At 47.2% G+C, this 19562-nt stretch carries 12 protein-coding genes; 8 read left to right on the top strand and 4 right to left on the bottom strand.

The window, feature by feature from the left end; genetic code table 11:
• Window positions 1–16: 16 nt before the first annotated feature.
• Complete coding sequence (locus LZG72_RS01710) at window positions 17–3601, bottom strand: TonB-dependent receptor (protein ID WP_233866757.1); 3585 nt, start codon at window positions 3599–3601, stop codon at window positions 17–19.
• Window positions 3602–3877: 276 nt separating this feature from the next.
• Here LZG72_RS01710 and LZG72_RS01705 point away from each other — a divergent pair, with 276 nt between their 5' ends.
• Window positions 3878–4273, top strand: a complete 396-nt coding sequence (locus LZG72_RS01705; protein ID WP_233866754.1) for a hypothetical protein — start codon at window positions 3878–3880, stop codon at window positions 4271–4273.
• A gap of 10 nt (window positions 4274–4283) precedes the next feature.
• On the opposite strand, the gene LZG72_RS01700 is transcribed toward LZG72_RS01705, so the two are convergent.
• Window positions 4284–6326 carry a M43 family zinc metalloprotease gene (locus LZG72_RS01700; RefSeq protein WP_233866752.1) on the bottom strand — a complete coding sequence of 681 codons (2043 nt, stop codon included), beginning with the start codon at window positions 6324–6326 and terminating at the stop codon, window positions 4284–4286.
• 268 nt (window positions 6327–6594) lie between these two features.
• Between LZG72_RS01700 and dinB the strand changes: the two genes are divergently transcribed.
• On the top strand, window positions 6595–7689 hold the full coding sequence (gene dinB, locus LZG72_RS01695) for a DNA polymerase IV (RefSeq protein WP_233866750.1): 1095 nt from the start codon (window positions 6595–6597) through the stop codon (window positions 7687–7689).
• Window positions 7690–7692: 3 nt separating this feature from the next.
• Here dinB and LZG72_RS01690 read toward each other — a convergent pair whose 3' ends face one another.
• Entirely contained in the window at window positions 7693–8874 is a 1182-nt protein-coding gene (locus LZG72_RS01690) for a putative sensor domain DACNV-containing protein (protein WP_233866748.1), read from the bottom strand.
• Between the two features lie 696 nt (window positions 8875–9570).
• Between LZG72_RS01690 and LZG72_RS01685 the strand changes: the two genes are divergently transcribed.
• From LZG72_RS01685 to LZG72_RS01670, 4 genes are all read left to right on the top strand, one after another.
• Entirely contained in the window at window positions 9571–10554 is a 984-nt protein-coding gene (locus tag LZG72_RS01685) for a glycosyltransferase family 2 protein (protein WP_233866746.1), read from the top strand.
• A gap of 110 nt (window positions 10555–10664) precedes the next feature.
• On the top strand, window positions 10665–12491 hold the full coding sequence (locus tag LZG72_RS01680; protein ID WP_233866745.1) for an ABC transporter ATP-binding protein: 1827 nt from the start codon (window positions 10665–10667) through the stop codon (window positions 12489–12491).
• Entirely contained in the window at window positions 12492–13424 is a 933-nt protein-coding gene (locus LZG72_RS01675) for a glycosyltransferase family 2 protein (RefSeq protein ID WP_233866744.1), read from the top strand. It abuts the gene before it with no gap.
• A 5-nt stretch (window positions 13425–13429) separates the two neighbouring features.
• Window positions 13430–14431, top strand: coding sequence for a glycosyltransferase (locus tag LZG72_RS01670; protein WP_233866743.1), 1002 nt, complete (start codon window positions 13430–13432; stop codon window positions 14429–14431).
• Here LZG72_RS01670 and LZG72_RS01665 read toward each other — a convergent pair.
• Window positions 14406–15311, bottom strand: a complete 906-nt coding sequence (locus tag LZG72_RS01665) for a glycosyltransferase (protein ID WP_233866741.1) — start codon at window positions 15309–15311, stop codon at window positions 14406–14408. The genes LZG72_RS01670 and LZG72_RS01665 overlap by 26 nt on opposite strands.
• 122 nt (window positions 15312–15433) lie before the next feature.
• Here LZG72_RS01665 and LZG72_RS01660 point away from each other — a divergent pair, with 122 nt between their 5' ends.
• Both LZG72_RS01660 and LZG72_RS01655 read left to right on the top strand, forming a co-directional pair.
• Window positions 15434–17389, top strand: coding sequence for a sialate O-acetylesterase (locus LZG72_RS01660; protein ID WP_233866739.1), 1956 nt, complete (start codon window positions 15434–15436; stop codon window positions 17387–17389).
• Between the two features lie 31 nt (window positions 17390–17420).
• Window positions 17421–19553 (top strand): PQQ-binding-like beta-propeller repeat protein, encoded by a 2133-nt coding sequence (locus LZG72_RS01655; protein ID WP_233866737.1) that lies wholly within the window; start codon window positions 17421–17423, stop codon window positions 19551–19553.
• Window positions 19554–19562 lie beyond the last annotated feature (9 nt).

Genomic DNA, 19562 nt, shown 5'->3' with positions numbered 1-19562 from the left:
AATGCGTTTGTCTGACTTAGAAATTACAGGAGAAACCGATGGTGTAGGAACGTTGTGTCGGATACGCGCCATAGTCAATTCCCTGTTGAAGAAGCGATTGTGCGTAGGAACTAACCTCCGGATCAAACCCGGTGTATTTGGTCAAAGTCCACAGATTGGTGCCCGTCACAAACAAACGCGGGTTCTGTATCGGCCCGATTTTCGGGAAGGTGTAGGAAAGGCTGAGCATTTTGAGCCGTGCAAAACTTCCGTCTTCCAGCATGGTGGAGTTGATATCCCCCGAGGCAATACCTCTCTGGATTCCGGGAAACTTCGGGTCGTTATGCATGTTCGATTCGGTCCACCGTTTGGTAAACCATTCTTCGGATTGATTAAAACCTACCCCACCGAATTCCACCACGCCATTCATGATGTAGAAATTGGTCAGATTTAAAACATCGTTTCCAACCGAGCCGGTAAACAATGCATTCACTGCGAAGTTTTTCCAGGTGAGGTCATAACTCCATCCGAATGTAAAATCGGGAGTGGATTTCCCTAAAACAACCCGGTCGTCGGCATTGACAATGTTATCTCCATTGGTATCCGCGTAAATCCAGGCTCCTAAGAACGGTGTCCCTTTCGACCCGGCCGGCCTCGGCCCCTCGAACGTTGCGAAAGTAGGATTTCCGTCGCTATCGAAATCGCCCGGCTGACTTAACCCCGCAACTCTGAACCCGAAAAAGCGCCCGACTTCCTCACCCGGCGTTAGTATCCCCGACACACCCCCGAGGAGGTTCCCATTCAGACTTACATAATCCGACTGTGTGCGGTCGCCGAGATCGATCAGCGTGTTCACATTCCGCGAGATATTTAGCCGTGTCGAGAACGTCACATTCTTTTTCTGGATAATATTTCCCTGGATACTCAGCTCAACACCGCGGTTGCGCATGGAACCGTAATTATCGATAATGGTTCCGACTCCCGACTGCGTGGGCACTTTGCGGGGTTGCAGCAAATCGGTAGTAAGTTTATTATAGTAATCAAAACTTAACACGAGACGGTCGTTTGCGGTGTTAAAGTCCGCACCAAGATTCAGCTGGCGCGTTCGTTCCCAGGAAAGGTTGGGATTCGCAATGGTATTTGGAAAAATTCCGGTGTTAATGACGGCTGCGTCGCCTTGCGGGCCCATTTCATAAAATCCGGCAGCATATTGCGATAGCGAAGAGTATGGTCCGATTGCCTGACTGCCCGTTTCACCAAAGGATCCGCGCAGTTTTGTATTGGAAATAAAACGGACACCCTTCATGAATTCTTCCTGATCCAGGTTCCAGGCGAGCGCTACCGATGGGAAAACGCCGTACTTTCTGTTCGCAGCAAACGGCGAGGCACCGTCGACCCGCACAGACGTATTCAGTACATATTTGCTTTTGAAAGAGTAGTTGGCACGCAAAAACCCGGACTGGAGAATGCGCTGGTCTTTGAAAGACCCGATCGACTGTGACTGCGCACTACCAATATTATCGATCCCGAAAAATGGGATATCATAACCACTGGAACTGGTGTTGACGATTTCAACAGTCTGGTCGTTATATTCCACACCCAGGGTCGTGTTCAGGTAGTGGTCTTTTTTTATTGTCTTTTCATATTGCAGGTACGCATTGACATTGTAGCTGTACGTATTGGAAGTATTGTTGCTACCTTTTCCTTTCACCTGATTCCCCTCGGCGGTGGAAGGCGGCAGGAACACTTTTCGGCGCGTCAGATTTTGATTTCCCCCAAGGCTGACCACCAGTTGAAGACCGTCTGCAAGTTTGAAATAGTTTTCGATATTCAGGATCGAATAGTCACTTTGAGTAAGGTCTGTCTTCGAAGTCAACTCATTGTATGGGTTAGCAAAATAGTATCCCTGATAATTGGGTACACCCAAACTGTTGTTTCCCAGATAATCCAGTTCCAGGGTCGGTGCGGCCCGCAGTCCGTCCATGAGCCCGCCGGAATTCGGCCAGGCCCGCGATGCGGTGACGGCCCGGTTTGTTTTTTGTCTGCTAAAAGAAACCTGACCTTTTACTGAATACCAGTCATTGATCTCGTTATTCAGGTTGACCCGCAAACTCGCGCGGTTATTATTCGAATTGATGATCGTACCCTTATCACGCAGGTAGTTACCTGAAATGTAGTAAGAAGATTTGGGGCTGCCACCGGAAAGACTCAGTGTGATATCTTCTCTGAAACTTGGCTGCGTAATCGCATCTACCCAATCCGTATTGGTGAAATTACTGTCCAGATTTGTAAAGGGCGGATTGCGGTCGGAAATGGCGTAGCTCTCATTTATTACCTGGGCATACTGCCTCGAATTCATCATTTTAATGGGATTGGAAACCGTTCCGAATGACGTTTTATTAACCAGCTCTACCCTTCCTTCTCCGCGTTTTCCTGCTTTTGTTGTGATTAATACCACACCATTGGCACCCCGTGAACCATAAATGGCTGTCGCAGAAGCATCTTTGAGGATCTCCATGCTTTCTATATCGTTCGGGTTGATACCATACAAACCATTCTGAGTGTATGCCCCGGTGAAGTTCGCGCCTGCCTCGCGGTAAGCCGGCATAGGAAACCCGTCGATCACATATAACGGTTCATTGTTTCCGCTCAGCGAGTTGTTACCTCTGATCCTGACCACAGTAGACGCGCCCGGTTCCCCCGACGATTCCGTAACCTGAACCCCCGTGGTTCTTCCCTGCAAAGCCTGGTCAACCGTATTGATCACTGCCGACTTGTATTCCGTAGCTGAAACCCTCGAAGTCGAACTCGCCAGATCACGCTTACTTTGCGCGCCATAACCAACTACCACGACTTCTTTCAGCGCTTTCGCTTCCGGTACCAGCTGCACCTTGAATTGCGTCTGATTTCCCACCGGCACTTCTTTGGTAGCAAATCCTATAAAGCTGTAAACCAGCACTGCACCCTGCGCAGGGACTTTCATTTGAAAAGAACCGTCCGGCTCAGTCACCGCCTGGATCTGCGTATTTTTCACCAAAACACTCACTCCCGGCATTCCGGAGCCTTTTTCATCTACCACAGTTCCTTTAATGGACTTTGCATCCGGGCCAAGTTCAGTTAGTGTCTGATTGGCCGGGGCGGCAATGGAACTGTCGGCCGGTTGCGAGGTAGCCGGCTGGGCAGGTAATGCATTACCTACCTGGCCTTTAGGAGCGAGAGTATCCGTGTTATTGGCTGGTATTGCCGAAGAATCGGGCTTCAATGCTTGTTTGGCGGAAGTGTCCGGCAGCGTTGTCGGCTTGGTCAGCGGATCAAATGCCTGCGTGGGTTTTGCGGGAGCGGCAGCACCGGGAACGGCCGGCCGGGTGTTTAATTTTGAAGTATCAGGAATGGTTTTGGGGAGAGTATCAGGCGCTGGCGTAATGGCAGCTGGGGTTGGTTTTATAACCGGTCCGGTCGAAGTGTCCGGCCTGGGTTTCCGTGCTGAATCTGGTATTACCTGCTGGGCTTTTGTGAGTGGGATTGTAGAGAACAGGAACAGCAGCACGAACATACCAATTTTCAGAAAAACGAGCGGGTCTTTAAAGACAGCTAACTCATTTAATCGTTGAGCTTTTTGCATATTATCCTTGGCTAGGTGATGGGACTTTGCCCGTAAACGTTAGACAACGGCCGTCCGAAAAAAAATCGTACCGCACTAACCCACCTATCTATATGTAGAAGAGAAGAGGAACATTAAAGAAACGAATCGGGTATATATTTTGCGAATTTAAATCGTGGTGAAAAAGGTCATAATTTTTGGAAACAACCTGCTTCCGATTACATTTGTCAAAACACCCCATTTCTTTCAGGAATAAAATTTACTTTGTAAAAAAATTCCAGGATATTAATTTAAGATATGCGCCAGGAACAACTGCTTACCGCCGACTATATTGACTCCCAGATAGGGAACATCATTGAATATTACGTTCGCTGGGAATTTGAAGAAGACCCATTCTTTGGCAAAGCCAGGATTAAAGGTTTGGTAAATGGAGATACAGGCGGACTGAAAATCATCTGCGACGTCATCGAAGGCAGTGATCTGGAACTGGCCTACGAGCAGGAGGAAGTATTTATGATGTCGGACAACCACCCGATCTATGCCGGAACGCTGCCCGAAATTTATTCGGCAAACTGGGTGAGCACAGACGGTAAAAAGAAAAAGCAAATCTTCATTGCTCCTGAAAACGAGAATGCGCGCGAGTTCGCGATCACTCAAACGAACAGTAAAGTCATCGTGAAACGCATTTATTAGAAACGGCCGGCTAACGCTTCACAATCTTCTTCGTTAAAACACGGTCAGTAAATTCAGCCTTGACAATGTAAAGCCCTAACGGGTATCCCGTCAGATTGAAATCGTATACATGGGTAGTCACAGTTCCAGAGATTACCGTTTCTTTCACTTTCTGGCCCGCGGCATTGTAAATCGCTACGGATTTCAACTCTTCCGGATGCGGATAGAATTGTACAGACACAAGCCCGTCGGTCGGGTTGGGCGCTACCAGGAAGCCGGCTTCTTTCAGATTCGGATTTACGGTTACCGTCCTGACGTTGATGTCGTCGAGGAACACATTGTTTTCGTTGCCATTCGTATTCAGAAATGCAACCAGTACCTCACCCTGCGAAATGTACCCGCTGATATCGATCTCTTCTCGCCGCCATTCACTTTCGGTTGGCAAAAAAGCCGAGCGCGTTGCAACACTTCGCGTAGTGAGCGTGGGGCCCCATTTCTTGTAAACACTGGTATAAGTTTTCCCGCAATCTGTACTGATCATGACCTGTAAGGTATCCCAGACATTGCTCTGAACATTCGTGCTCGTAAATGTAGCCGCAGCCAGCTGAAATGACACAAAAGCAGAGTCGGTACCCGCTATATTCACAGTCGGCAGTCGCAGGTAATCCTTTTGGCCAATGGCTTCATTGTCAAAGTTTGAGATCGTTACCGCCGAGCTGCCCGTTTTAGCAGCCGAATTGGTCTTCTCCCAGGTGGTGCCGCCATCCTCATTTACAATATCCCACCCTCTCGGCGGAAACAATCCTTCGAAGCTTTCGGTTACCGGAGGGTTTATTGGTTCAAAATAGATGAAATCCAATGTGGATGAATCATTGGAAGTATCCTCATCCGCAGCGCCATTCGGATTTGTCGTGTATATGCTGAGCACGTGATTTCCTTCTACGGTAGTGAGAGCCGGTAGTGTTACGGTCGTCTGAGCATACGTGGCGAGAGAGCCTGTCCAGTTAAATGTCCGCACCGTTCCGTCATCGATCACTGCATTGATGGTGACTGATGTCAGCGTTTCGCCACCTCTGTTAACCAGAATAACCTGCGGCGTTAACGTGTTTTCACACAACCTCTGGTCGGGCTGGGTTATGGATCTAATTGACGCATCTTTGTTTTTTACATTAACCGGTGTGCACGCATTTGACATCGCCAACGAAGCCCGCGATCTTGTAAATGAAGCTTCCATCCGGGCTACCTGCATTTTAGTAAACATTGCAAGGCAACCGTCCGGGGTGTAATCCATGTAATTCTGGTACATAATCCCGGGCGAAGTCTGTGTGCAATTGTCGGTCATAATGCCGGTCCGACATGTGGAGGTACTATTGCCCTGGTTCGGGGTATCCTCCACCTCGTCCGAGCCGGTGCACCCGCCATTGTCGTCGCCCCAGATGTGGCGGAGATTGAAGTAATGTCCCAATTCATGCGTCAGGGTTTTTCCACGATTATAGCTGGTCGCGGCGCCGCCTGGCAAGCTTGCATAGTCGATCGCCACTCCCTGCTCATCGGGCACGCCATCGTCCGGAAAAGTGGCATATCCCAATGTACCTCCCGAAAGATCGCAAATCCAGATATTCAGATAACGGTCTGGGTCCCAGGCATCCGCGCCACCCGATTCGGCATGTTTTAGAAGATTGGTAGTATAATCAAATGTAGAACGCGTTGTTGTATAACGCACGATACCCGTACTTGGAGCGTCATCGGGTGTGCGCTGGGCAAGACAAAACTGGATCCCCGACTGACCGAACAGCGATTTGAAATGTTCCGGGATCAGTGCTGCCCCGCTATTTGTTCCCGCATAATCTTTGTTAATGGTATCGAGCTGCGCCATGATCTGCGCGTCGGTCACCTGAGATTGTCGGTTGAGGACGACATGAAAAACGACCGGAATGGTTACCTCTTCGCTGGTTTTCAATGATTTACCTGCTCTGACACGTTCGCTGATGAGTTGTTTAAGACGCAGTTCGCGCTGATCGAACATCAGCTTTAACCCGGGTTGCTGGGTGAATCTTTTGGTAAGCAACTCCATTGTGCCGCATTTTTCCTGAGCAAATGAAGTTTGGGAAAAAACAGCACTTAAAAGAATTGTAACAAGTATGTATTTTAGGTCAGGTATAATAAATCGCATCCGATGTGGCAAAAACTGGTTTATACTGAATCGATGTTGTTGAGAAGCATTCTTAAATATTTAAACTACTACGAAAAAAAAAAGCCTAGTGATGCGAATTGTAACGTATTTAATTTGTTTTTAACCATACAACGAATCCAAAGCTGGCAATTTCGCCCCGGACTGACTGATGGCATCCGTAAAACGCAAGATTATTCACATTGACATGGACGCTTTTTACGCTTCCGTGGAACAACGCGATTTCCCCGAATACCGTGGCAAACCCCTGGCTGTGGGCGGCTCACCCACCGGCCGCGGCGTTGTCGCCACAGCAAGCTACGAGGCGCGGAAGTTCGGAGTCCGGTCCGCCATGTCATCCCGGATTGCCATTAATCTTTGTCCCGATATCATTTTTGTTTATCCGAGGTTTGAGGTTTACAAAGCCGTTTCCAGGAGCATCCGCGAGATTTTTTCACGTTATACCGATCTCATTGAGCCGCTTTCGCTCGACGAGGCGTATCTGGATGTCACAGAAGATAAGCTCGGGATCGGATCCGCGATGGAAATTGCAGCGCGCATTAAAAAAGAAATTCGCGAGGAGCTTCAACTGACTGCTTCTGCCGGAGTCTCCATTAACAAATTCGTTGCCAAAATTGCTAGCGATATCAATAAGCCCGATGGACTTACGTTCATCGGCCCGTCGAAGATTGAGAATTTCATGAATAATTTACCAGTGGAAAAATTTCATGGAGTCGGGAAAGTCACTGCCGACCGAATGAAAAGTCTGCAGCTTTTCACAGGTGCTGATCTCAAAAAACTGTCGGAGGATGAACTGGTAAGGCATTTCGGGAAAACAGGCCGGTTTTACTACCAGATTGTGAGAGGAATAGATGACCGGGAAGTGCAGACTCATCGGGAAACGAAGTCGCTGGGAGCGGAAGATACGTTTACTTACGACCTGGACACGAAAGAAGAAATGCATAAGGAGCTCGACCGGATCGGTATCATCGTCGCCGAGCGGCTTCAAAAGAAACAGTTAAAAGGAAAAACGCTGACGCTCAAAATCAAGTACCACGATTTTTCACAAATCACTCGGAATCATTCATTTAGCAAGCTGGTAGGTGATATTGACACCATCACGGAAACGGCCAAAGCGTTGCTCGACAAAGTAGAAATGAATGACAAACCTGTACGATTGCTGGGGATCTCGTTATCCAATTTTCACGAAACAGAAGTGAAATCCCGAAAGCCGAAAGATCCCGAGCAGCTGGAATTATTTCCCTGAGAGCTACATCAGCAGCGTATCTACCCGGAAAGCCTGCACTTTGTTCTCACAACCCGACCACGAGAAAATCGTGAAGCGACCATCCTGCGAGGCTACCAATGCAATGGAATCGCGCTGGTCGAACACGAACTGAGCAGCCGATAAATGCCTTGTCCCGCCATTCTGCACCGGATGTACCACCATGGCCACATTCCCGATCACGGGTTCTGTGATCAGCATTTCTTCCACCGGAGAACCTTCCGCCGCACGTCCGATCTTAGCCCCGAATGCAAGGAGTTCATAACTATCGTTGATGATCGTTGCGCCGTCCACTGCCGTCAGGCCAGCGAGGTTGTTAATGGCTGAGTTTAATTGATTTTGCCAGGTTATTGGGTTTGGCTCTTCCAGATAACGTTTATTAAGTTCAGCCAATTCGGAGAATGCAGGCTGAACCTGATAGGTAATGGGATGTATAATGGACTTACGCCACGTTTCTTTTCCTTTGGGAACTACCAGCAAAATCCCCCCCCGCTCGTGAGTACGCATGGATACGGCCAGTTGTACCAGCAAATTCGGCGAGTCGGCCCACAGTGAAGTCGCGCCGAAACCGATCATCGAGTTAATTACAGACGGACAATCGCGCACACGTCCGCTTACCTCGTTCACGATTTTAACCTGATCTCCTTTTAATACCGCCACATTCACGAATTTACCGAAACCATCCACGCGGCGATGTTTGATCACCAACATACCGGGCTCCACCACTTCCAGCACGAAGCAAAGTCCGGGAATCACCCGCGTTGTACCCCAAATGCGCAATTCATCTCCATCCATCCACACACCAAGGTGTATTCCCGACCGTTCGACGGCAGGCGCCAGCTTAGTGAGCACATTAGCAGTGAGCGATAGTTTCTGACCGAAAATCAATGGCTGGCCGGCGGCCTCGGGTGGTAAAAAGGCAATGGAAACCTTTGGTGACCTTCCTTCCTCCCGTCGTAAACTGGCCCAGAAAGTGGTGTCGATGATGGTTTCAATGGTATTTGCATCGGGCTTGGGCGCAAGCTCATGCTCGTAATGTTTACTAACGGAAATATGGTGTTTTTCGAAATGCTCGGCAACCAGATTAGCCACGGAACGGGCGGCTTTGTAAGTCGTTTGAGGGGCTTCGTCCGCAGTTTCAAAACTCAGGTCAGGATTATCGATCATGGTACGGTGGCTAAATGCTATAAAACAGGCAACAAATTCTTGCCGCAAAAAGTTGAATACCCGATCGCCATTTATTGATTAGAGTGATCCCGATAAATAGCATTGAGTATTTTTTTTCACACATTTTAAAGTTAGTTTGCCCAACCTGTATGGTTTTACCTCTTGATTATGAATCATTTCAGAAGCAGCAGGCTGGTGCCCGTTTTGTAATGCGAAAATTATTGAGATAACTTTCCAACCAATTTTCCTGAAGGAGGTTCTTTCAAATCAATACCGTTAAATAATTTGCCATGAACTTTTAATAAAATAAGTTAGTAGTTATGTCTGGAATCCCTGAAAAAATAACCTTGTTGCAACAAAGTGATCGTAACCCCGGTATACGTACACAAAGTTTCTATCCCCTCTTCTAACCTACTCTTAAACAATGTTCAGGGTCGAGATATCCTGAAAAGCTTATTGTGTCTTTAACAAAATCAGAGTAATAGTACGTGCCGCGTATATGGATTTCGTGAGTTTGCCGGGACCTGGGTTTTTTGGCTTAATTATTTAAAAAAATAAAGCTTAAAATCTGGCTAAAGCAATTAGTGGAAGCTGGCACCGTTTGAAAAAGAGCTTAACTACCAAGATATATCCGTTAAATCTTAACAACACAGCTATTGACAACACTATATACTCTACACTAAATTGTATGATTAAATGAGAAGCATCTCCGTAGTAATTCCGAATTTTAACGGAAAGCACTTATTCGAAAAGTATTTTGAGAATAATTACAGGATCCTCAACAGCCTGGGCCCGAGGGTTCAAATCATCGTAGTGGACGATGCCTCTACAGACGACTCGGTTTCTTATCTCGAGGAGCATTATGGCAGCGGAATTACAATCATTCGAAAGGAAAAAAACTCGGGCTTTGCGCATACCTGCAACCTGGGTATCAAAGAAGCCAACAACGACCTGATATTTCTTCTAAACACAGATGTGACGCTGGAAGAAGGGTATTTTGAAAAGCTATACAAATACTTTGAGCTCGAAGACACATTTGGTGTAATGGGCCGGATCATCGGAATGGAAGATGATAATATTCTTGATGCTGCGCGTTCGCCTAAGATCCTGGGCAGGAAAATCAAGCCGAGCAATTTCTTTTATCTGGAAGATTCAGACAGCCTCACTCCCACTTTCTACCTTTCGGGTGCCATTGCATTGATGGACACACGCAAGTTGAAAGCGATCAACGGGTTTAACGAGATGTTTAATCCATACTACGGAGAAGATCAGGAAATGTCAATCCGTGCGTGGCGGCTTGGCTGGAAGTGTTACTACGAACACAATGCGGTGTGTCGTCACGAAGTGTCGGCAAGTACGAAAGGACATAAGGATATGCATTCGATCAAAAGGATCTATTTCCGTAACCGGTACTACATGCATCATCTACACCTGCATGGCGCGGATTTGAACCTCTATCACTTACAGGTCGTGCTGAGTGACGTACTTCCCAGCCTGATTACTTTCCAATTTTACAAAGCCCAGGCGTACGTTGATTTTCTGCGAAATATGAATGAGCTGAAACTTAAAAAACGTGCATTCAAAAGGCAGATGCGGGTTCACAAGTCCAATATCGGCATCAACGACATTATCAATAATATCCAGATCATGCTTAAATACAAGCAGGTAATAAAATTGTAATCTTAGGCATACTTTCAACTCTAAGCATTAATTTGCACCCTAAAACCGGAAATTATCCATTTCCGGTTATTATACTTTCCGGCGTCGCGTGATGATGCCACTACCATAGAATGAAGACTTATTTCAGATTATTATCTTTTGCCCAACCGATTACCAAATTTGCTTTTCCCTATATCATTTGCACGGTTCTCGGAGTCATTTTCAATACGCTTAACCTGGCACTTCTTGTTCCCCTTTTAGGTACCTTGTTCAACAGCAGCAAGGATGGGGCTACTCCGATTGAAAGGCCGGAAAGTGCATGGGATGTGACGGGTATGCTCAATTATTATGCGCAGGAAGCCAACAACGCCTATGGTCCGCACGGGGCATTGCAGATTGTTTGCGGGGTAATTGTCACCTCGGTCCTTCTTTCCAATATATTCAAATACTTTTCGCAACGGGTGATGGAAAACCTTCGGATCCACACACTGCTGAACCTGCGTCAAAAGGTCTTCAATAATGTTATGAGCCTGCATGTGGGCTATTTCAACAATCAGCGAAAAGGGGATATTATTGCTAAAATCGCCTCGGATGTCGGTGTTGTCCAGTTTTCAGTGACCGGTACTCTGCAGGTCGTTTTTAAAGAACCATTGCAGCTGATCGCTTACGTTTTTATGCTGTTTGCGACGTCTGTGAAGCTCACACTCTTTGCGATCCTGGTGATCCCGATCTCTGCATTCCTGATCTCAAAAATCGTAAAACGACTCAAACAACAAGCCAGTCTGGCGCAGCATCTTTTTGGTTTGATGATCAGTTACCTGGACGAAGCGTTGTCGGGGATCAAGATCATTAAGGCATTCAATGCGACCGATGATATTAAAGATAAATTTCACCAGGAAAATATACGGTATTCGGAACTGGGTCGAAAAATGGCCCGGAGGCAGCAATTGAGCAGTCCGGTTTCCGAATTTCTGGGTGTTACCATGGTCGCGCTCATCGTTTTGTACGGCGGCTCCCTCATTCTGGACAACCAGTCGGAACTGACGGTCGAAAAATTTGTGGGTTACATCGCCATTTTTTCCCAGGTAATGCGCCCCGCGAAAGCAATAACCGATTCTTTCAGCACAATCCACGCAGGTATCGCAGCCGGCGAAAGGGTTTTAGAGTTGATCGATGAGCGCCCCGCGATTAAAGACAGCCCCGACGCGGTTGATGTGAAAGAATTTCATGAATCCGTTCAGTTAAATGACCTGTCATTTTCCTACCCGGGCAGAACCGTTCTAAAATCCATTAACCTGACCATACCAAAGGGCAAGACGGTCGCATTGGTCGGCCCTTCCGGCGGAGGTAAATCCACGTTAATGGACCTGATCCCACGTTTTATTGATCCTCATGAAGGTAGCGTAACACTCGACGGTGTCGATATCCGCAAGCTGAAGCAAGAATCGTTATGGGCTTTGATCGGCGTGGTGAACCAGGAGTCTATGCTTTTTAATGATACCATATTCAATAATATCGCATTCGGGATGCCTGAGGCAAGCCAGGAAGAAGTTGAAGCCGCCGCAAGGATCGCGAATGCACATGAGTTCATCCTGCAAACCGAGCACGGCTACGACAGTAACATCGGCGATCGCGGTATGAAACTTTCGGGTGGCCAAAAACAGCGTATCTGCATTGCCAGGGCCGTTTTGAAAAATCCACCGATCATGCTGCTCGACGAAGCAACTTCCGCGCTGGATACGGAATCGGAGAAACTCGTCCAGGAAGCGTTGAACAACCTGATGAAAAACCGTACGTCGCTGGTGATCGCACACCGGTTGAGTACCATTCAAAATGCGGATGTGATCGTGGTGCTTGAAGACGGCGTGATTGTGGAACAGGGAACGCATTCCGAATTAATCGCCAGGGCCGGGCTTTACCGTCGCCTGGTTGATATGCAGCAGTTCACAGAAGCTTAAATGGAAAGTAAGCCGCTCATTTCCATTGCCTTGTGCACCTACAATGGCCGTGATTTTTTAGAAGAACAATTAAACTCCGTTCTTTCCCAAAGTATGCAGGACTGGGAAATGGTGATCGTGGACGATTGCTCCCGGGATGACACGCGAAGTATTTTAAATGCTTATGTGGCGCGCGATCATAGATTCAAGGTACATTTCAACGATAAGAACCTCGGGTATAACAAAAATTTTGAGAAAGCCCTGAGACTTTGCGAAGGTGAATTCATCGCCATTTGTGACCAGGACGACATCTGGGACAAGGATAAGCTCCAAATCCAGCTGGAAGCCATCAAAGAAAACCTGCTCGTTTACCACGATTCCGCATTCATAGATCAGGCGGGAAAGTCGATGGGGACGAAAATATCCGATAAATTTGAGTTTTACAGAGGCGATCGGCCAGAGGCATTTTTGTATTTCAATTGCGTTTCGGGCCACAGCATTTTTATGAAAAGGTCGCTACTCCGAAACGCCCTGCCATTTCCGATCGACTTCCATTACGATCAATGGCTGGCTTACATAGCCACCAGCCACGGCTCGGTTGACTTTGTAGATCAATGCCTGGTTCATTACCGGCAGCATAAAAAAAATAACACGGACATACTCGCCATCCGCCCCACTGTAAAGTCCACCGGGCAAAAGATTGATCAGCTAAAAAAAGAGAGTGAATGGCTGAAACTTTGTGCAGAACATGCCTCTGAAACATCGGCACCACTCATTACCCGGTTATATGAACTTAGCCTCCGGCGAAACGCTTCATTTATGAGCATTGCTTATGGCCGGGAGATCTGGAAAAACAGAAAATACCTGCTGAGGCTGCTGAAAAAATCCGAGATCAGTAAGTTTTTCTTTACACTTAGAAAAATATGGGGGCCATTAGCAAAAACGGTTCTCTAACGATTATGCAACCCACTCCTTCTTCTCTAAGCACCGGCCCGTTTCCACTTGTATCCATAGCACTTTGTGTTTATAATGGAAGCAAGTTTTTACGGCAGCAACTTGATACCCTGGTAGGCCAGCGCTATCCAAACCTTGAAATTATTGCCGTTGACGATTGCAGCCGGGATACTTCCAGGGAAATTCTCCAAGAATACGAGCAAAGATTTCCGTTTTTGAAAATCTACGAGAATGAGGCTAATCTGGGTTACGTTAAGAATTTTGAGAAAGCAATTAGCCTGTGCAGCGGCGAATACATTGCATTGTCCGACCAGGATGATACCTGGGACCTTGATAAAATTAGGATCATGGTCGAAAACATCGGCACCCACAAACTGGTCTATCATGACTCCCGGTTTATGGAAGACAGCGGAGAAATGATGGATAAAAAAATGTCGGACATTATCCACTTATACAGTGGCGATCAGCCCGAAGTATTCTATTTTTTCAACTGTGTTTCGGGGCATAGCTGCCTTTTCAAAAGAGAGCTCATTCCGGACATTCTTCCATTTCACCCAGAACATTTTCACGATCACTGGATTGCCTATGTGGCTGTAAATCTGGGAACTATCGGATATGTTCATAAACCGCTCGTGAATTACCGGCAGCATCCGACCACGTCGACGGACATTCTCAACAAGCGGAAGAAGTTCAGGAAAAATTACCACGAAAACCGTGACATCAAAAAGCTTCGGCGAGATCTCAAATGGATCAAATACTGTAATACTTTTCAGAAAAACAAGAACGCAGACTTTCTGAACCGGCTCCACGAATTGTTCGAAAAACGGCTGGATACCTGGTTTTCATTCGGCTACGCACGCTTGATCGACAAGCATTTCGACATTCTGTTTTACATTCAGAAGTATCGGAAATCCACCAAACGCGCATTTGTGTATCGTCAGATCTGGGGCTTGAAAGCCAAGTTGTTGTGGGCAAGGCTATTTAGTTACTGGGCGGAAGAGGAATGAGTTTCAATTTCAGCTGGATCAAATGCAGGTAAGCTTTGAAAAACAGCTTCTTCCGAACACGTGATTTTGCGGTGCTCAAAAGCATTTTATGAATCTGGTAAAAGGAATAATCCCAGTTCAGCATCTTTTCAATCAGCAGCTTCAGACACCTCTTCTCGGTAAAATAAAACTCCCTTTTACTCACATCCGACGTCGTAAGTGGGAGTACCTTATCCCATTTCCGGTGCAGCTTCAGGATCTCGTCCAGCCATTTCTTATCAAATTTACCCTCGGATGCATGCTTCATCAAGACATTGAAAGTGACCAGGATTTTGTATTCGGGAAAGACACTCAGGCAAAAATCCAGGTCATATCCATGAAATCCTTTCAAGGTTCTTGAGTCGAATGGATGTTTCAGAGCAATACTTTTCCGCGTACAAAACCAGAGTCCATCCACACAAACCACCAGGCTCAATGCCTCCTGTTTCGGATTGTGATAAGCGTGGATTTCATCTTTACTATCCAGCTTATATCCCTGCAATACATTCTGATAAGACCTTTCTTCGGAATGAAATTCGAACTGGTACCAGCCGGAGGGTGAAAGTGATTTGTATCCGCCTCCAGCAACACCCAAAACCCCCGCGGCAGGATCATTTTCAAAGATATTGAGAACAGTTTGCCCCCATCCATGCGTCCGGATCTGCACATCCTCGTGCATGTAACAGATGATGTCGAACGCTGCCAGCTTCGTCCCCGCATTATACACGTCGCAAATGCCTTTTTTCTCAAACCGGTTGTCAATGCCGATCACTTCGTAGGGTACGCCGATGGTTTGACTTATATTTTCCTTGACTATCGATAAATCCGTAGGATTTATCGAGCAAATAACGACAGAAATCATTGAATCGGGATTAACAGTTTTGGCACATTCCGCAGCGTCGAACAGGCGTGCAAAGTTAATGCTTTAAGTAGATTATGCCCCCCAAACGCATTTTATAAGCATTATTCATTTACCGGATTTTTATGAAACGTCTGCTCCTTCTTCTTTTGCTTGTTATTTCCCAAACTGCTTTTGCTCAGGTAAAACTGGCCCGGCTCTTTTCCGACCACGTGGTACTTCAGCGCCAGAAACCAATTCCTGTGTGGGGTTGGGCAAAAGCGGGAGAAAAAGTGAAAGTGACGCTTGCAAAAGAGAGTATTGATGTAAAAACCGATGCTTCCGGCAAATGGATCGTAAAGTTCAAACCACTCGAAGCAGGCGGTCCGTATACGTTAACGGCATCTGCAAAATCGGGTACTCAGACAGTCAGTGACATTCTGATCGGCGAAGTGTGGCTCCTGTCCGGACAGTCGAATATGGAGTGGCCGGTGCAGGCTGCGAAGAACTATGAGGAAGAAAGGCAGAATGCAAACTTTCCGCAGATCCGCCATTTTCGCGTAGACCATCAGGTGACGATGACACCCGAGACAGACCTTAAAACAGGCGAATGGAAGATTGCGTCCCGCGAAACGGTAGGCGGTTTTTCAGCGATCGGGTTCTTTTTTGCAAGAGAATTATATCAAAAACTAAATGTACCGATCGGCTTATTGCATTCATCCTGGGGCGGATCGCAGATTGAAGGCTGGATCAGCAAAGAAGCTATGCTGGCAAGCAACGAACTAAAACCATATGCCCAAACCATGCCGACAACCTGGGAACAGGCTGATGTGGTGATGGATAAAAAGTTAAAAAAGCAACTCTTTAAAAACGAGTCATTTAACCCAACCGGTGATGACGAAAAGAAATACATGACCGGCTCTGCGGATTTAAGCAACTGGCAAAAGACGGCCGACGCGGTTGGTCAGTGGGATTGGAAAGGATTAATGGGCTTCCGGGGCACAGGTTACATGGCCAAAGAAATCGAACTTGCCGACGACATCGCGGCGAAACCGACAACCCTCTCACTCCCGGAGAACGACAGTCAAAATCAGATTTACATCAATGGGAAGCTGGTGAATGACGCCGCTGTTAAAGGTGTTCGTAAAATTGCTATCCCAGCCGGAACGTGGAAAACCGGTAAAAATCAGCTTGTCATCAAATCAGGAAATATGATCGCCACACCCTGGTTTGGCCCCGGCTTTATGGGATCTGCCAATGATCTCTATCTGGATGCAGGTTCTACAAAGATAAGCCTGGCAAAGGATTGGGCACTCATGCCTTCATTCGCTGAAAAACATGAGTATGCGCATCTGATGAATAATGTCGGAACAACCATTTATAATGCCATGATCGTGCCGCTGATCCCATTTGCGATGCGCGGTACATTGTGGTATCAGGGAGAAAGCAACGCGGGCCGGGCATACCAATATCGCCAGGCATTTCCACTCATGATCAACGACTGGCGCAAGCTTTGGAACGATGATTTTTCGTTTTACTGGGTACAACTTTCGAGCTACGGCAGTGATAATGACAGCAATAAAGGAAGCAACTGGGCCGAGCTTCGCGAGGCTCAAAACATGACATTGAGCCTACCTAAAACAGGAATGGCTGTCAGCACAGACGTAGGAAATCCCAAAGACATTCACCCTACAAACAAGCAAGACGTGGCCCACAGACTGGCAACGCACGCATTGAAGCTGGATTACGGTCAGAATATTCCTTATGCCTCGCCCATTTACGACCAGGTACAATTCGAGGACTGGAAAGCGGTTGTTTCGTTCAAAAACGCAGAAAACGGTTTAATGGTAAAAGATCGCTACGGCTACCTTAAAGGTTTTGAAATTGCAGGTGACGACAAGGTTTTTTATTACGCCAAAGCAGAGATCGACGGAAACAAAGTGGTGGTTTCTCATCCCAAAGTTACCAAGCCGGCATCGGTGCGATATGCGTGGTCGGATGCTCCCGAAGACGCAAACCTGTATAATGCAGATGGTTTTCCGGCAAGTGCATTCCGGACGGATAACTGGCCGGGTATTACTGAAAACGTAAAATTCCAATAACTCATTTAAATAAAAATATCGGATTTCCCATATGCTTAGACTTTCGGTTTTTTGCATTGCATTTGCCTCACTCGCCTTTTTGGGAGTATATAAAAATGATGACGAGAAAAAAGCAGGTAGCAGCGAATGGCCGGAGTACCTGGGCGGGCCGGATCGCAACCATTATTCTCCATTAACACAGATCAATCGGGCTAATGTTAAAAATCTGAAAGTCGCCTGGACCTATTCCATGCCCGATTCCGGCCAGACTCAGGTGAATCCGATCATCGTCGATGGCGTATTATATGGCGTTACCAGCACGGTACAAGCATTCGCACTCGACGCGGAGACGGGAAAGCAATTGTGGATTTTCGGGGATAAATCGAAAAACGGCTCCAACACCAGCCGCGGTCTGACCTACTGGAGCGATGGCGATGACAAACGGATCATGCACGCAATGGGCGCATTTTTATATGCATTGGATGCCCATACGGGAAAAGTAATTGAAAGTTTCGGCGACCATGGCAAGATTGACCTGCGTACTGGCTTGCCGGAAATTGCAAAGGATAAATACATGGTTTCCAACACGCCAGGGACGATTTATGAAGATCTGATCATTATGCCTATCCGCCTTTCGGAAGACTCGGATGCGGCCCCCGGTGATCTCAGGGCATTTAATGTTCGCACTGGTAAACTGGTATGGACATTTCATACCATTCCGTATCCTGGCGAATACGGATATGAAACGTTCCCTCCAGATGCTTATAAGAACACTTTCACCGGCGCAGCCAACAACTGGGCAGGAACGGCTATTGACCGGAAAAGAGGTATTTTATTCGTCCCGACCGGTTCTGCCGGTTATGATTTTTATGGCGGTAAAAGAAAAGGAGCAAACCTTTTTGCCAACTGTCTGCTCGCGATTGATGTGAAAACCGGGAAGCGACTGTGGCATTACCAGACCATGCACCACGACATGTGGGACCGTGATTTACCGGCGCCGCCAAACCTGATTACCGTAACTCAGAAGGGCCCCGACGGTCGCCCCCGAAAGATCGATGCGGTGGCGCAGGTGAGCAAGCAGGGATATGTATTTGTATTTGACCGGGTTACGGGAAAGCCATTATTTCCGATCAAGGAAGTCGCTGCTCCCCAGTCGGTTTTGCCAGGCGAATTTCCCTGGCCTACTCAGCCGGTACCGTCAAAACCGGCCTCGTTTGCCAGGCATTCCAATACACTTACCGAGAAAGACATCAGCCCATATGCACCGGATCACGATTCATTGGTGATTAAATTCAAAGGGTATAAAAAAGAATTGTTCGCCCCTCCAGGTAAAGAAGGAACCGTAATCATGCCTGGTTTCGACGGCGGGGCTGAATGGGGCGGCGCGGCTGCCGATCCGGACTCTGGAATTTTATATGTGAATAGCAATGAAATGGCTTGGATTCTCACGATGAAAAACACGCCGAAGGAAAGTGACTTATCGTCTCTCAGTCCCGGGGAAAAGGTATATTCCACTTACTGCGTTACCTGCCACGGGCTCGGGCGCAAAGGGAATGCAAAAAGTGGTTACCCTTCACTTGTAGATATCGGGCAGCGCCGTGACCGTGCTTTTGTAAATCAGCTGGTTACGTCCGGAAAAGGGATGATGCCGGGTTTCCCCATGTTGACGGCGCAGGAAAAGCAGGCACTGGTTGCTTTCTTGTTTGGCGATGAAAAAGTGGAAGCGGTTGCAGTTAAAACGAAATCAAAAAAGACCTACCTGCCTTACCAAAGCACTGGATACAATAAATTCCTCGACAGCAACGGTCTGCCCGCCATTTCACCACCCTGGGGTACCTTGAATGCGATCAATTTAAATACCGGCGAGTTCCTCTGGAAAATTCCATTCGGGGAAACGGAATCACTCAAAGCAAAAGGTTTCCCGACAACGGGCAGTGAAAACTACGGAGGTCCCGTGGTAACGGCGAGCGGATTGCTTTTCATCGCCGCGACCAAGGATGGCAAATTCAGGGTTTTTGATAAGAAAAATGGGGAGTTACTTTGGGAAACCACACTGCCGGCAGCCGGATTTGCAACGCCGTCGACCTATGAAGTAAATAGAAAACAGTTTGTTGTGATTGCCTGCGGAGGAACGAAGCTCGGGACAAAAAAAGGAAATCAGTATGTTGCATTTGCGCTTGAATAGTGCAAATGC

It is taken from the genome of Dyadobacter sp. CY323 (assembly GCF_021390245.1).
GTDB lineage: Bacteria > Bacteroidota > Bacteroidia > Cytophagales > Spirosomataceae > Dyadobacter.
The sequence above is the reverse complement of the archived record's forward strand: the minus strand, read 5'-3'. Positions and strand labels throughout refer to the sequence as shown.

Coding starts and splice junctions, on each gene's coding strand:
- LZG72_RS01670 (WP_233866743.1), top strand. CDS start 13,430: ATGCAACCCACTCCTTCTTCTCTAAGCACCGGCCCGTTTCCACTTGTA.
- dinB (WP_233866750.1), top strand. CDS start 6,595: ATGGCATCCGTAAAACGCAAGATTATTCACATTGACATGGACGCTTTT.
- LZG72_RS01675 (WP_233866744.1), top strand. CDS start 12,492: ATGGAAAGTAAGCCGCTCATTTCCATTGCCTTGTGCACCTACAATGGC.
- LZG72_RS01685 (WP_233866746.1), top strand. CDS start 9,571: ATGAGAAGCATCTCCGTAGTAATTCCGAATTTTAACGGAAAGCACTTA.
- LZG72_RS01710 (WP_233866757.1), bottom strand. CDS start 3,601: ATGCAAAAAGCTCAACGATTAAATGAGTTAGCTGTCTTTAAAGACCCG.
- LZG72_RS01655 (WP_233866737.1), top strand. CDS start 17,421: ATGCTTAGACTTTCGGTTTTTTGCATTGCATTTGCCTCACTCGCCTTT.
- LZG72_RS01690 (WP_233866748.1), bottom strand. CDS start 8,874: ATGATCGATAATCCTGACCTGAGTTTTGAAACTGCGGACGAAGCCCCT.
- LZG72_RS01660 (WP_233866739.1), top strand. CDS start 15,434: ATGAAACGTCTGCTCCTTCTTCTTTTGCTTGTTATTTCCCAAACTGCT.
- LZG72_RS01700 (WP_233866752.1), bottom strand. CDS start 6,326: ATGGAGTTGCTTACCAAAAGATTCACCCAGCAACCCGGGTTAAAGCTG.
- LZG72_RS01705 (WP_233866754.1), top strand. CDS start 3,878: ATGCGCCAGGAACAACTGCTTACCGCCGACTATATTGACTCCCAGATA.
- LZG72_RS01680 (WP_233866745.1), top strand. CDS start 10,665: ATGAAGACTTATTTCAGATTATTATCTTTTGCCCAACCGATTACCAAA.
- LZG72_RS01665 (WP_233866741.1), bottom strand. CDS start 15,311: ATGATTTCTGTCGTTATTTGCTCGATAAATCCTACGGATTTATCGATA.